10 protein-coding genes are annotated in these 13996 nt (G+C 72.7%); 5 read left to right on the top strand and 5 right to left on the bottom strand.

Annotated elements, in window-relative coordinates:
- The first annotated feature begins 40 nt into the window (after positions 1-40).
- Positions 41-1336, top strand: a complete 1296-nt coding sequence (locus ACZ5VQ_RS19825; RefSeq protein ID WP_469106014.1) for an ABC transporter substrate-binding protein — start codon at positions 41-43, stop codon at positions 1334-1336.
- Positions 1337-1398: 62 nt separating this feature from the next.
- Here the strand turns inward: ACZ5VQ_RS19825 and ACZ5VQ_RS19820 are convergent, their stop codons facing one another.
- A complete protein-coding gene (locus ACZ5VQ_RS19820; protein ID WP_469106143.1) occupies positions 1399-3159 on the bottom strand; it encodes a hypothetical protein in 1761 nt (586 codons plus the stop codon).
- Positions 3160-3928: 769 nt separating this feature from the next.
- A complete protein-coding gene (locus ACZ5VQ_RS19815) occupies positions 3929-5314 on the bottom strand; it encodes a transcriptional regulator (RefSeq protein WP_362085818.1) in 1386 nt (461 codons plus the stop codon).
- Between the two features lie 323 nt (positions 5315-5637).
- Here ACZ5VQ_RS19815 and ACZ5VQ_RS19810 point away from each other — a divergent pair, with 323 nt between their 5' ends.
- The 3 genes from ACZ5VQ_RS19810 (at position 5638) to ACZ5VQ_RS19800 (ending at position 8865) form a co-directional block, all read left to right on the top strand.
- The gene (locus tag ACZ5VQ_RS19810; protein WP_269649468.1) at positions 5638-6297 is read left to right on the top strand and encodes a bifunctional DNA primase/polymerase; all 660 of its coding nucleotides are present in this window, start codon (positions 5638-5640) and stop codon (positions 6295-6297) included.
- A 148-nt stretch (positions 6298-6445) separates the two neighbouring features.
- Positions 6446-7240, top strand: a complete 795-nt coding sequence (locus ACZ5VQ_RS19805; protein WP_469106013.1) for an ABC transporter ATP-binding protein — start codon at positions 6446-6448, stop codon at positions 7238-7240.
- Complete coding sequence (locus ACZ5VQ_RS19800; RefSeq protein ID WP_469106012.1) at positions 7237-8865, top strand: transporter; 1629 nt, start codon at positions 7237-7239, stop codon at positions 8863-8865. Before ACZ5VQ_RS19805 ends, ACZ5VQ_RS19800 begins: the two co-directional genes overlap by 4 nt.
- Before the next feature lie 202 nt (positions 8866-9067).
- On the opposite strand, the gene ACZ5VQ_RS19795 is transcribed toward ACZ5VQ_RS19800, so the two are convergent.
- Both ACZ5VQ_RS19795 and ACZ5VQ_RS19790 read right to left on the bottom strand, forming a co-directional pair.
- Entirely contained in the window at positions 9068-9994 is a 927-nt protein-coding gene (locus ACZ5VQ_RS19795; protein ID WP_469106011.1) for an alpha/beta fold hydrolase, read from the bottom strand.
- A gap of 681 nt (positions 9995-10675) precedes the next feature.
- Positions 10676-11368, bottom strand: a complete 693-nt coding sequence (locus tag ACZ5VQ_RS19790) for a metal-dependent transcriptional regulator (protein ID WP_200396624.1) — start codon at positions 11366-11368, stop codon at positions 10676-10678.
- A 281-nt stretch (positions 11369-11649) separates the two neighbouring features.
- Here ACZ5VQ_RS19790 and ACZ5VQ_RS19785 point away from each other — a divergent pair, with 281 nt between their 5' ends.
- Positions 11650-12405 carry an SIS domain-containing protein gene (locus tag ACZ5VQ_RS19785; RefSeq protein WP_469106010.1) on the top strand — a complete coding sequence of 252 codons (756 nt, stop codon included), beginning with the start codon at positions 11650-11652 and terminating at the stop codon, positions 12403-12405.
- 116 nt (positions 12406-12521) lie between these two features.
- Here the strand turns inward: ACZ5VQ_RS19785 and ACZ5VQ_RS19780 are convergent, their stop codons facing one another.
- Positions 12522-13928, bottom strand: a complete 1407-nt coding sequence (locus ACZ5VQ_RS19780) for a PAS domain-containing protein (RefSeq protein ID WP_469106009.1) — start codon at positions 13926-13928, stop codon at positions 12522-12524.
- Positions 13929-13996 lie beyond the last annotated feature (68 nt).

The raw sequence follows: 13996 nt of genomic DNA, 5'->3' as shown, positions 1-13996 counted from the left end.
TCACACCGGCCGTAGTGATGTGACGGAATCGTGCGTGTCCATGACCGGCAGGCGACGCACCCGCACCTTCCTCCCCGCCCACCATCGTCCCGCCAAGGCCAGAGTGCTGTCCGCGGGCGCGTTGGCGGCGTGTGCGTTCATAGCCGTCGGATGCGGTGTCGTCCCCGGTACCACGGGGGGTTCCGGGGACGACCCCATAACGGTCATGACGTGGGCGCCCGAGGAGACGAAGGCGACCAACAAGCCGGGCATGCCCGCCATGGCCCTGGCGTACGCGCGCTGGATCAACTCCAAGGGCGGCATCAACGGCCGCAAGCTCAAGGTCCTCACCTGCAACGACCGCAACGACACGGTGGCCGCCGCCAACTGCGCCCGCCGCGCGGTCGACGAGAACGTCGTCGCGGTCGTCGGCTCGTACAGCCAGCACGCCCGCTCCTTCTTCTCCCCGCTGGAGGCGGCCGGCATCCCGTATCTCGGCGGGTACGGCGTCACCGACGACGAGTTCACCAGCCCGCTCTCCTACCCGGTCAACGGCGGCCAGCCCGCCCTCCTGGCCGGCCTCGGACAGCAGCTCGCCAGGACCTGCGGCCCCGTCACCCTCGTACGCCCCGACACGATCGCCGGCGACGATCTGCCCGTCCTGCTCGACTCCGGCCTCAGCGCCGAGGGGCACTCGGCCGCCGTCGACCAGCGCGCCGCCGAGGACGCCACGGAGTACTCGACCCACGCCGACCAGGCGCTGCGGCGGGTCACGGCGGATCCGACGGAGGAGGGATGTGTGGTGCCCGCGCTCGGGGACCGCACGGACACCTTCATGGACTCGTTCCGGCGTGCCCGCAAGGCGTACCCGACGGTGCGGACGGCGTCCGTGCTGGGCAGCGTCGACCAGTCGGTGATCGACGCGACGGGCAGCGCGTACGAGGGCTCGTACGTGACCGGCTGGTACCCGGCGTCGCGCGACAAGCGGTGGAAGCCGATGCGCGCGGTCATCCGCGAGGAGGCCTTCGGTGACAACCGGATCGACGCGGCCGACCCCGGGGTGCAGACCACCTGGGTCGCCTACACGGTGCTGAAGAAGGCCGTCGAGTCGCTGGGCGACGGCGAGGTGTCCTCACGGACGCTCCGGCGGACGCTCGACGACGGCCTGAAGATCAACACGGGCGGTCTCACACCGACGCTCAGCTGGAGCTTCGACGATCTGACCGCGGCGAGCGGCTTCCCCCGGCTGGTCAACTCGGACGTGTCGTTCCAGGTGGTGCGCAAGGGGCAACTGGTCTCGGCCCGCAAGGGGTTCGTGAACGTGTCGAAGGTGCTGGAGAACACGGAAGCGTCCTGACACCGGCCGGCGCGCCCACCGGGCACCGGCCCGACCCCCGTCGGCCTCCCCGGCCGGGCCGGTCACAGCTGGCCGGGCTGGCGCTCCGTCAGTCCGTAGGTCTGGGCGATGGAGTTCCACAGCTTCGCGGCCTTGGCCTTCTGCGTGGTCGCGGTGCCGCTCTCCCGGTTGCCCGCCGCGGTCTGGCCCGTGTTGCGGGCCTGGCCCTTGCGGCAGCCCTTCTTGCCCGCAGTCTGGTCGGCCCAGGCCGCGTAGTGGGTGTCCGCCGCTGAGGAGGCCTTCCAGGCGCTGTTGAGCGCGGCGGTCAGCTGCGCGTGGTTCGGCAGCTTGTCGACCGAGAGGTCCGCGAGGCTGGTGACCAGGCCGTCGCGCTGCTTGGCCGCGTTGCGCAGATCGGTGGCCGCCTGGCCGAGGTCGGCGCACTTGCGTACGTTGCCGACGGCCTTGACCACCGAGTCGCGGCTGTCGCCGCTGTCCGCCAGGAGCTTGTCCAGGGCCACGGCCTGCTCCTTGGCCGGGTCGGCGGACGCGGAGGCCGATTCGTCCGTGGCGGGCGCGGTCGCCGCCACCGTCTTGTTGTCGTCGCCCTCATCACCCCCGCCACCGCTGAGCAGGGCGCCCGCGCCGATGCCGAGTACGGCGATGCCCACGCCGACCGCGGCGATCACGGGCACGCGGGAACGGCTGCGGCCGCCGCGGCCGTTGTCACCGTCCGCCGCGCCTCGGCGTGCGCCGCGGCCTGCGGGACCCTCGGGTGCGCCGGGGCCGCCGGGGGCACCGGGACCGTTCGGGGTGCCGAAGCCGGCCGCGGCGCCCTGTCTCCCCCGCGGCTGGTCGACCCGGGGCAACTGCTGCGTGGAGCCTCCGGCGTCGGCCCGGAAGAGGTTGTCGAACTCGGCCGGCGGCTGCTGCCGGTCCTCGGGTACGCCCGGGCGTACCCCGTACTGCGCCGCGCCGGGCTGGGCCGGCACGGGGGCGATGAACTGGGTGGGCTGGGCGTCGGGGTCGACGGCGGGAGGCAGGGGGCCCGCGCCGTTGCCTCCGGACGCCGGTCCCGGCCCGTCCGGCCGGACCCGGCCGAGGTACCGCGTGGACTCGGAGGACATCGCCGCGGGGGCCGCCCCCGCGGGAGGCATCTCGGGCGGCAGCGCACCGGGGCCCACCGGGGGAAGGAGCTGTGTGGCGCCCTCGTCGACGGACGGCGCGGCGGGCACCGGCGGCAGGTACTGGGTCGCACCCTCGTCCATGGCGGCGACGGGCGGCAGCGCACCGGAGCCCGCACCAACGGGCGGCAGCGGCGCGGCAGTCTGACCGCCGGGAGCGTACGGCGCGGGCGTCTGGCCGCCGGGCGCCTGCGGGTAGCCGTAGCCACCGGGAACCTGCGACTCGGCGGAGCCGCCCTGCTGGTGGGGCTGCGGCTGCTGCGGTGCCGCGTGGCCCGCGGGAGATTGGGGTGCCGCCTGGCCGTCGTGGGCCTGCGGATAGCCGTAGCCACCCGGTGTCCGCGACTCGGCGGAGCCGCCCTGCTGGTGGGGCTGCGGCTGCTGCGGTGCCGCGTGGCCCGCGGGAGGCTGGGGCGCCGCCGCCTGGCCGCCGTGGGCCTGCGGGTAGCCGTAACCGCCCGGAGCCTGTGACCCGGCGGGGCCCTGTGCGTGTGCCTGTGCGTTCTCGGGTGCGTACGGGCCCGGAGACTGCGGGGCGCCGTACCCGTTCGTCGGCGCGCCCTCGTGCGGGAGGGGTGTCCCGCCGCCCGGCCGCTGCTGGGGCACGGAGCCCGCTCCGGCGGTCTGCGGCGGATGCTGGCCGCCCCATGGGCCGCCCACCGTGCCCTGCGCACCGTACTGGGCCGTCGGCTCGGCGTACTGCGACGGCTGCCCGGCCGGCTGACCGGCGTATCCGCCCTGCGCACCGGAGCCGGGTGCCGACCCGTCCCAGCCCGGAGCCTGGGCTCCCGGACGTCCCTGGTTCGCCTGGTTTGCCTGGCCTTCCGGTCCCGAAGTGGTCGCGCCCCAGCCCGAGGGCTGTGCTCCCGCGTCCGGAGCCTGGGCGGTCCAACTCGAAATCTGCGGGGGCGCCTCCGGCGTCGGAGCGGCCCCGCCCTGGTCCCCGTGCTGCGTGCCCCAGCCGGGCGCCTGCGCACTTTGGTCCTGGCCCGCATTACCCCATTCACCGGTCGGCGTCCAACCCTGTCCGGGCTCCGGAGAGGCCCCCGGGGCGGGTCCCGGACCCCACGGCTGGTCCCAGGCCTGGCCGCCCGCGGGGACGGCGCGGTCGCCCGTCTGGCCCGGCAGGAGGGGTTCGCCGCCGTCGGACGGCAGCACGATGCCTTCGTGCGCGGGCCGCGCCGAGGGCTCGTCGCCCTGCCCGTTGTGCGTCACCGGGACTCCTACGAATGGGGGACCTTCGGAATCGTCGGTTCACGCTACCGGGTCCCCACAACCCGGTGCCACGCAGCACAGGTCGTGACAGCCGTCTCCGGGGGCGGCAGTAACGAATCCGCCCCCCAAGACGCTGTTCATGCCTCCTTTCGCCTCAGGGCCCTCCGTTCACCCCGCGTTCACTCCCGCGTAGACCTCAGGCCCGTGCGGCTGATCAGGCCGCCGCCTGCAACTCCATGCGCGCCCCGAACTCCCGTACCACCGGCTCGTCCCGGTAGGGCTCCAGGCGCTGTTGGAAGTCGTCCAGATACTCCGCCCCGCGGTTGGACCGCAGCGTGCCGAGCAGTTCGACCGCGCGCAGACCGGTGTGACAGGCCTGCTCGACCTCGCGCTGCTGGACCTGCGCGGTGGCGAGCAGTACGTACCCGATGGCGCGGCGCCTCGCGCGCGTCTCGGGGTGCCCGGCGAGGGACTCCTGAGCGCATCGCGCGGCCGCCTCCGACTGCCCGAGGTCCCGGTGACAATGCGCCAACTCGTCGGCCAGATACGCCTCGTCGAAGTGCGCGATCCACCGCGGGTCGTCGCCGGAATCCGGATCGGCCTGCTCCAGCGCCGCCACGGCCCGCCCGGACGCCGCCTGCGCGGAACGCGCGTCGCCCATCAACGCGTGCCCCCGCGCCTCCGCGGCGTGGAACATCGACTCCGCGCGCGGTGTGACCCGCCCGCGCGCCCCCTCCTGCGCCGCCCGCGCCAACTGCGCGATCTCGCGCGGATTCCCGAGCTGCGCCGCCAGGTGGCTCATGGACGCGGCGAGCACATACCCGCCGTATCCGCGGTCGCCCGCCGCCTGTGCGAGCCGCAGCGCCTGGATGTAGTACCGCTGCGCGAGCCCCGGCTGTCCGGTGTCGACCGCCATGTAGCCGGCCAGCTCCGTCAACCGCGCGACCGCCGCGAAGAGTTCACGCCCGACCGCTTCCCGGTACGAGCCCGCGAGCAGCCCGGAGACGACGCTGTTCAGGTAGTGCACGACCACCGGGCGTACGTGCCCGCTGCCGTACTGGTGGTCGAGGTCGACCAGCGCCTGGGTCATCGCGCTCACCGCCGCCACGTCGGACTGCCCGACCCGTGGCCCGGCGGCGCGCGACACCTGCGCGTCCGGCGAGGAGATCAGCCAGTCCCGGCTCGGCTCGACGAGCGCGGAGGCCGCGACGGACGAGCCGGACAGGAAGTCCCGCCGCCCCACGTCGCTGCGCCACAGCTCGCAGACCTGCTCGATCGCCCCGAGAACGGTCGGCGAGAACTGCAGCCCCACACCGGAGGCGAGGTTCTTGCCGTTCGCCATGCCGATCTCGTCGATCGTGACCGTCCGGCCCAGCTTGCGGCCGAGCGCCTCGGCGATGATCGCGGGCGCCCGCCCGCGCGGCTGCTGTCCTCGCAGCCAGCGCGCCACGGACGTCTTGTCGTAGCGCAGATCGAGGCCGTGCTCCGCGCCGCACATGTTGACCCGGCGGGCCAGCCCGGCGTTGGAACAGCCCGCTTCCTGGATGAGCGCCTGCAGTCGTTCGTTCGGCTGCCGCGCGACGAGAGGCCTTGCGGCCATTGGCGTACCCCCTGTGGCTGCGGTGCCTGCCCACGCACCGAGTTGACGGTCCTCAGTGACCGGGACCTCCCGCGCCCCTGCGGGGAGCGAAAAGATCCGGCCTCGAAGATCAATGCCCCGCGGACATACCGAAGATGCGAGACATGTGAGGATTGCCGGGGTAAAGGCTGCTGCCCGCCCCTCCGGTGGCTACCCACCCCCCGCTGCCGCCTCCCATGCGCGCCCCCACAGATGCATCCATGCGCCCCACGTGTGGAATCGGTGCTCCTCCCCCGCGCGCGTGTGAGCCGTAACCCCTGGTGGGTGCGGGAGTTGAGTTCAGCGTGGAAGAGACGATCGCAGGCACCGAGACCGCCCAGATCCCGAAGCAGCGAGGCGAGTCGCTGCAGGACATCGCCGTGCGCTATGCCGAAGAGCGCCATTGGGACGTGTTCCCAGGCACTTGGCTGGAAGCCGCCGACGGGGTGCAGCGCTGCTCGTGCGGCGAGCCCTCGTGCGCCGTGCCCGGCGCGCATCCGGCGCGTGAGGACTGGGCGACGCAGGCCACGGGCAGTGCGACCGTCGCGCGTCGGCTGTGGGCGAAGCAGCCGTCGGCGTCGATCCTGCTGCCCACGGGGCGGACGTTCGACGCGATCGACGTCCCCGAGACCTCGGGGTTTCTCGCGCTCGCCCGGATGAGGCGGATGGAGCTGACGCTCGGTCCTGTGACGTGTACGCCGGACCGGCGGATGCAGTTCTTCGTGCTGCCGGGCGCTGCCGTGAAGGTGCCTGATCTTGTGCGGAAGCTCGGGTGGCCGCTTGCTTCTCTTGATCTGAACGTCCTGGGGGAAGGTACGTACGTGGCCGCGCCGCCCACCCGGTTCGGGGCGCGGGGGGCCGTGCAGTGGGCCTGCCGGCCGACTCCCGCGAATCGGTGGCTGCCGGATGCCGAGGAACTGATCTCGCCCTTGGCTTACGCCTGTGGGCGAGACGCCCGGCGGTAGTGCTGCGCACGGCCGGTGGGGTCTGCGGGCGGGTGGGGGCTGGTCGCGCCCCGCGGCGGAGCCGCAAATGTCACCGCCCCACGCCCCTAAGAGACTGCGCAGTTCCCCGCGCCCCTAAAGGGGCACCGGCCCCCGTATCGTGCCCTGCATGACGGACGGAGTGCGGGTGAATGACGCGGTGGCCGTGCGGGTGCGGGGGCTGTGGAAGCGGTTCGGGGAGCAGGTCGCCGTCGCGGGGATCGATCTGGAGTTGCCCGCGGGGCAGTTCATCGGGCTGGTCGGGCCCAACGGGGCGGGGAAGACCACGACTCTGTCGATGGTGACCGGGCTGCTGCGGCCCGATCAGGGGTCCGTGGAGGTCGTCGGACACGATGTGTGGCGCGACCCCACGGAGGTCAAGGCCCGGATCGGGGTCCTGCCCGAGGGGCTGCGGCTCTTCGAGCGGCTCTCGGGGCGGGAACTCCTCGCGTACGCCGGGCGGCTGCGCGGACTGCCCGGTGCCGAGGTCGACAAGCGGGCCACCCAGCTGCTCGACGTGCTCGACCTCGCCGGCGCCCAGCACAAACTCGTCGTCGACTACTCGACCGGCATGCGCAAGAAGATCGGGCTTGCGGCGGCGCTGCTGCACAACCCGGAAGTGCTGTTCCTGGACGAGCCGTTCGAGGGCGTCGACCCGGTCTCCGCGCAGACGATCCGCGGGGTCCTGGAGCGCTACACCGCCTCCGGCGCGACCGTCGTCTTCTCCTCCCATGTGATGGAGCTCGTCGAGTCGCTGTGCGACTGGGTCGCCGTGATGGCCGCGGGCCGTATCCGCGCCCACGGCCCGCTCACCGAGGTGCGCGGCGAGGCGCCCTCCCTCCAGCAGGCCTTCCTTGAACTCGTCGGGGCGAACGCCCGCGACACCGGCTCCGACCTCGACTGGCTGGGCGGCGGCGCCCGGTGAGCGCCACAACCGCCACGAAGGCCGCCACCACCTCGACCGCCTCCCTCACCCCCGTCGTCGTACGCCTCAAGGTGTCGCTGCTGCGCAACGGGCTGCGGCAGTCGGCGGGGCGGCGGGCGGTGTACGTGGCGTCGCTCGTCGTCGTGCTGCTGTTCGCCGCGCTCCAGCTCATCGGGCTGATCGCGCTGCGCGGCAACACCCACGCGATGACCGTGACGGTGCTACTCACCGCCGTACTGGCGCTCGGCTGGGCCGTGATGCCGCTCTTCTTCTCCGGCGGCGACGAGACCCTCGACCCGACCCGCCTGGTGATGCTTCCCCTGCGCCCGGAGCCGCTCGTACGCGCGTTGCTGGTGGCCTCGCTGGTCGGCATAGGCCCGCTGTTCACGCTGTGCCTGCTCGTCGGTTCGGTCGTCGCGATGGCGCACGGGGCGGCGGCGTACGTCACCGGAGTCGTCGCGGTCGTCCTCGCGCTCCTGGTGTGCGTGGCCCTCGCGCGGACCATCGCCACCGCCAACACCCGGCTGCTGACCAGCCGCAAGGGCCGCGACCTGGCCGTCCTGAGCGGTCTGGTGATCGCGGTGGGCGCGCAGGTCGTCAACTTCGGGGCGCAGAAGCTCAATTCGTCGGGCATGTCCACGCTGGACCCGGCGGCAGACGTGGTCCGCTGGGTGCCGCCCGCGTCGGCGCTCGGCGCGGTGGACTCCGTCAGCGAGGGCTCGTACGCCGTCGGCCTCGCCCAGCTCGCCGTGAGCGGGGTGGCGCTGGCGGTACTGCTGGCCTTCTGGCAGCGGAGCCTGACCCGGCTGATGACCTCGCCGGACGGCTCGACGCTGCAGGCCGCCGAGCCCTCCCGGGACAAGGCGGGCCGTTCCTCCGGGCTCGGCCGGCTGCTGCCCGCGGGGCGCACGGGCACGGTCATGGAACGCAGCTTGCGGTACGTGTGGCGGGATCCGAAGACCAAGGCCGCGTGGGTGACCTCGCTCGCGATCGGTCTGATCGTGCCGGTGTTCAACGCGCTGCAGGGCACCGGCTCGATCTACTTCGCGTGCTTCGCGGCGGGCATGCTCGGCATCCAGATGTACAACCAGTTCGGGCAGGACACGTCCGCGTTCTGGATGGTCGCGATGACGATCTCGTCGACCCGGGACGCGTATGTCGAGCTGCGGGCACGGGCGTTGGCGCTCCTGGTGATCACCCTTCCGTACGCGGCCCTGGTGTGCGTCCTGACGACGGCGCTGCTCGGCGACTGGGCCGCGCTGCCCGAGGTGTTCGGCCTGTCGTTCGCGCTGCTCGGCGCGATGCTGGCGACCGGGGCCTGGTCCTCCGCCCGCTTCCCGTACTCGATCCCGCAGGAGAGCTACAAGAACGTGGCTCCCGGCCAGGCGAGCCTCGCCGGATTCTCGATCTTCGGCGGCATGATCGCGGCGGCCCTGCTGTGCGCGCCCGTCATCACCCTCACCATCTGGCTGAACGTCTCGTCGGACGGCCAGGACTGGACGTGGCTGCTGCTCCCGATCGGCACCGCCTACGGAGCGGCGATCGCCCTGGCGGGACTGCACCTCGCCGCACCACGAACAGCACGGCAACTGCCGGAGATCCTCGCGGCGGTGAGCAAGGGCTGACCGACCGGCATGGGCCCGCGCCCCGTTCTTTTGGGGGCGCGGGGAACTGCGCGGTCTTTTCGGGGCGCGGGGCTGCGGCATTTGCGGCTCCGCCCCGCGGGCGCGATCAGCACCCGCCAGGCCGCTGGCGAAGGACAACTCGCGGTACAGAAGGACAACTCGCGGTACAACGGCGCCATCCTGTCCAGGCGCCTCCAGGCGCCTAGCGCAGCGCGTCGTCCAGGAACGGCTCGACCGCCGCGCGCCACGCCTCCGGCTGGTCGTAGTGGACGAGATGCCCCGCATCGGCCACCTCCGCGTACTGCCCGTTGGGCAGAACACGGACCATCTCCTGGGACTCGGCCCGGCCGAGCTCGCCGTCGAGGCCACGGACGACGAGGGCGGGGCACTGGACCTGCGTGAGCTCCTCCCAGTGCGCGTCGTACACCCAGGTCTCGCGGGACTTGAGCATCTGCTCGGGCTCGAAGACGGGCCGCCAGCCGTCCGGCGACTCGGCCATCACCTCGGCGTAGAACTCACCGCGCGACGGGTTCGGGCGCTCCACCCAGGGGTCGTCCTCGCCGAACCACTTCCGTACGTCGGCGAGTGTGGCGAACGGGACCGGCCAGGCCTTGAACCAGTTCTCCCACTCGCGCTGCGAGGCGGCTCCCAGCGCCGAGGCCCGCATGTCGCAGATGACCAGGCCGCGCACGAGGTCGGGGCGCTTGGCGGCCAGCTGCCAGGCGGTCAGGGCGCCCATGGCGTGACCGATGAGGACGGCCGGGCCGAGGCCCAGCTGTTCGAGGGCGGCCTCGGCGTCCTCGACGTACGCCTCGCGGGTGTAGGAGGCCTCGGGCGGCTTGTCGCTCTGGCCGTGGCCCCGCTGATCGAGCGCGACGGCGCGATGCCGCTCGGAGAGCCAGCGGGCGGTGGGCGCCCAGTGGGATGCACGGCCCATGAGGCCGTGCAGTAACAGCACGCCGGGCGCACGCTCGATCTCCCCGGACGCGGTCCCGGTCCCGGACTCACCGGCCGGGGCTCCGGCCCCTGAGGGGTCGCCCCTCGGAGGGTCGATCTTGGGAGAGTCGGCGAACTCCCAGGCGGCGAGGTGTACGCCACCCGCACCGCTCACGTCGATGCGCCGCACCATACGTTGGCACCCCCCTTGATCCGCTCGGCCGGGTCGTCCCGCACGAACCGGCCGGTCCACTCGTACCGCTGGTCGTACCGTGCTCCTGCTGGTTCTTCCTGCGTAATCCGTAGTGGTTCCGTCACTCATACGCTATCGAATGCGCATTCGAAGATGGGGGTCTTGGCGGCAACACCCCTCCTTCGAGTGACCTCGCTCAAGGATTGACCGCCGCCGTCGAGGGGAGATCTTCAACGGGAGGCGGGCCGCTCGGGGAAAACGGTCCGTGGGGAATGACCCTGGGAGCTCGGGGCTCCGGGTCAGCACAGGGGAGGACAGGCCCCGGCGCCTCAGGGCGCCGGGGCCCTCCTCATGTCCGCGGCACATCCTCCCGCCCCCTCCCCGACCGCGCACCGGCGCCGCTGCCGCCACGGTCAAGAGCCCTCAGGTCATATGCCTCTCGCGACAGCCTCGCACGCAAACGGCCCGACCGCTGCGATTCCGCGCACTGAATCTTCATTTCTGAGCGAACAACGAGGTGGGACAACTGGGTTGTGTGTTACGGGAGTTGACGGCTGGGTTCACCGAACGAGCCGGGCGCACAAGGGCGCCCCGCAAGGGGCGCGGGGAACTGCGCGACAAGCCCCCACCACCCCGCAGACGAAGCAACCGCAGCCGAAGCAACCGCAGCCGAGCGGAGCGCTACCGCTTGGCGACGAAAACGTGGGACGCCACGTCCGCCTCCAGCTCCGCCGCCTCACCGCCGCTGCCGACCAGCACCCCGCCCGCGGACTCCGTCACGCTGACGACGGACCCGGGCTGCACGCCTGCCCTCCGCAGCGTGTACATCAGCTGCGCGTCCGTCTGGATCGGCTCACCGATGCGACGGACGACGACCGTCTTGCCGTCGAGCCCGGGGTCGAGATCGGCCAGCGACACCATGCCCGCGTCCAGGAACGGGTCCGCGCCGTCCTTCTCGCCCAGCTCCTCCAGGCCCGGGATCGGGTTGCCGTACGGCGACTCGGTGGGGTGACGCAGCAGTTCGAGCACACGCCGCTCGACCGCCTCGCTCATCACGTGCTCCCAGCGGCAGGCCTCGGCGTGCACCTGCTCCCACTCCAGACCGATCACGTCGACGAGCAGACACTCGGCGAGGCGGTGCTTGCGCATCACGCGCGTGGCGAGCCGACGGCCCTCGTCCGTGAGCTCCAGGTGCCGGTCGCTGGCGACGGACACCAGGCCGTCGCGCTCCATGCGCGCCACGGTCTGGCTGACCGTCGGCCCGCTCTGGTCGAGCCGCTCGGCGATCCGGGCGCGCATGGGGACCACACCTTCCTCCTCCAGCTCGAGGATGGTGCGGAGATACATCTCCGTGGTGTCGATCAGTCCGGACATACGTGCCCCTCGATTAGCTCTGCCGGAGGCTGAGTGGCTCACCGGCGTGTGCGCTGGCCCTGGCACCAATTCTGACGCATCCCACTGACAACCGTGCCGCGCAGGTGAAACCGCGTGGTGACGAGTGCCGGCGCGAACGGCCGGACTTGAGCTCGGCCGGGCGGGAACGGGGGCCCTCAGCACCCAGTGTCGCCCCTGCCGACCGTATTGACACAGCACTGGTCCAGACCGCAACGTGATCCGCGACACGACCGGGTGGACGGGGAGAGAGGGCTTCGCGCATGGGCGACAGCAAGCTGGCCGGGCAGTTCTTCGACGCCGCGATCGGCCTGCTGCAGCGGGTGCGGGACGAGGAGGCCGGGGCCGTCGAGGCCGCCGGGACGCTGATCGCCGACACGGTCGCCGACGGCGGGCGGCTCTTCGCGTTCGGCGCCGGTCACTCGTCGCTGGCCGCGCAGGACCTCGTGTACCGGGCGGGCGGCCTCGCGCTGATGAACCTGCTCGCCGTGCCGGGCGCCGTCGGGGTGGACGTCATGCCGGCGACGCTGGGCTCCGCGCTGGAGCGGGTCGACGGCCTGGCGAGCGCCGTCCTCGACACCAGCCCGGCCCGCTCCGGCGACGTACTCGTGATCGTCTCCCTCTCCGGGCGCAACGCCCTGCCCGTGGAGATGGCGATGAACGCCCGCGCGCTGGGCCTCAAGGTCATCGGGGTCACGTCGGTCGCGTACGCCACCGAGACGAAGTCCCGGCACACCTCGGGTACGTATCTGAAGGACCACTGCGACGTCGTCCTCGACTCGAAGATCGCGATCGGCGACGCGGAGCTCACGCTCGACACCGTCCCTGCGCCCTTCGCGCCCGCCTCCACGGTCGTCACCTCCGCCCTCCTCCAGGCCGTCATGGCCACGGCGGCAGGCACCCTCGCGGACCGCGGCATCGAGCCCCCACTCCTGCGCTCCGGCAACGTCGACGGCGGCCACGAGTGGAACGGCCGCGTGTTCGAGGAGTACGGGGACCGGATCTTCTACCGCCGTTGAGTGCCCTGCCCGTCCGGCGTTTGAGGACGGGCGCGGCAGCGCGATACGGGGGTTCGGGGGCAGAGCCCCCGAGCAAGGGACGGGCATGGGTAGGGGCGGCGGGGGCGAGACCCCCCTCACCCCCTCCGTTCCAGCGTCTCCCCCAGGTCCAGAGCCGTCGCGATCCGAACGGCGACATCCTCCGCGTACGTGGCATCGAGCCGCTCGAACTGCGTACGACTGGACCCACGCAGAAACGTGACGACACCCAACGTCCGCCCCCGACTGCGCAGAACCGCACACAAGGCGTGGACGGAGTCCGCAGGCCACTGCCGGGCAACGGCCCACTCACGCGCCCGCTCGGGCTCACTCGCCCCGGCCCCCGCACGCGCCGCCCCCGCACTGGCACGCACGGACCCGATCCGCTCCACACACTGAAGCGCCGGATGCCCGTCGGCATACCGCACGGGCAGCCCCGCACGCCCCGCGGGAAGGCTCGGCCCCGGCGCCCCGGAGGGCGTGGCGGCGGCCCGTACGAGCCGGACAGGACCCTCGCCGTCGGGCACGGCGCCACCGGCCACCCGGTCGATCAGCGCGTGGTCGGCGAAGCCGGCCAGCGCGAAGTCGAGGTGGACGCTCGCCGCCTCCGCCGGATCCTCGCACTCGGCGGCGGCACGCGCGGCCCGGTGCAGCTGGTTGGTCCTGAACCGCAGAAGCGCCGCCTCCTGCTCGGTCTGCTTGGCCTCGGTCACGTCCTGGAAGAGCCACCCCACCCCCAACGGAACCGGTTCTTCCGCGAGCGGCGAGGCGAGCCGCAGGAACCCGCTGCGCCAGCACCGCCGCTGTTCGCCCTCGTCGGTCCGCACGGTCACCCACATCTCGGCGGGCGCGGGCGGAGCGCCCTCCGCGAGGACGTGCGTGAGCGCACTCTCCAGCTCCTCCACGCCCTGGGCGAGCAGCTCGCCCAGGGGGCGCCCCAGTACAGCCGTACGCCCCGCGCCGAACGCGCGCGCCGCGTGCGCGTTGACGACGGCGGGCCGCAGATCGGCGTCGACGAGCACGACGCCCCAGGAGGCGTCGTCGAACAGCGCCTCGCTCAGCGCGATCGACCGCTCCAGATCGATCTGCGCGTGCACCTCACTGAAGGCGCAGTACACCCCGGCCGGCTTCCCGTGGGGACCCGGCACCGCGGCGGACTGGGTCCGTACGAGCACCCGGCCGCCGTCCTTGGTGAGCAGCGCGAACTCGTGGACCTGCCGTCCGGGTGCCTGCATCGCGGAGAGCAGCCGGCCCTCGACCTCCTCGGCGTCCGCGGGCCGCACGGCCCAGCCGGCGAACCCCTGCCGTCCGACCGCCTCGGCCGCGGTCCAGCCGAGGATCCGCTCCGCCTCCCGGTTCCAGTGCGTCACCACTCCGTCGGCGTCGAACGCGCACAGCGCCGCGTCCATCCCGTCGAGCAGAGCGGCGAGCAGATCGGCCCCGTCCCGCTCGGGCTCCTGCGGCCCGAGCTCGTCCGTGGTCCCACTACGCCGCGAAGCACTCACCTGGCACCCCCTGCAGGCCGTGTCGGCGTGTCCTGCGCGGTGTGCCCGCGCGTCTGATCACTCACTTC

The organism is Streptomyces sp. NPDC033178 (assembly GCF_055577685.1).
Note: the sequence above shows the minus strand (reverse complement) of the source record. Positions and strands in the feature narration are given on the sequence as shown.

What these genes read in the sequence shown, in the direction of transcription:
- ACZ5VQ_RS19790 (WP_200396624.1), bottom strand. Translation starts at nt 11,368, where the DNA reads ATGTCCGGACTGATCGACACCACGGAGATGTATCTCCGCACCATCCTC.
- ACZ5VQ_RS19815 (WP_362085818.1), bottom strand. Translation starts at nt 5,314, where the DNA reads ATGGCCGCAAGGCCTCTCGTCGCGCGGCAGCCGAACGAACGACTGCAG.
- ACZ5VQ_RS19795 (WP_469106011.1), bottom strand. Translation starts at nt 9,994, where the DNA reads ATGGTGCGGCGCATCGACGTGAGCGGTGCGGGTGGCGTACACCTCGCC.
- ACZ5VQ_RS19825 (WP_469106014.1), top strand. Translation starts at nt 41, where the DNA reads ATGACCGGCAGGCGACGCACCCGCACCTTCCTCCCCGCCCACCATCGT.
- ACZ5VQ_RS19805 (WP_469106013.1), top strand. Translation starts at nt 6,446, where the DNA reads ATGACGGACGGAGTGCGGGTGAATGACGCGGTGGCCGTGCGGGTGCGG.
- ACZ5VQ_RS19785 (WP_469106010.1), top strand. Translation starts at nt 11,650, where the DNA reads ATGGGCGACAGCAAGCTGGCCGGGCAGTTCTTCGACGCCGCGATCGGC.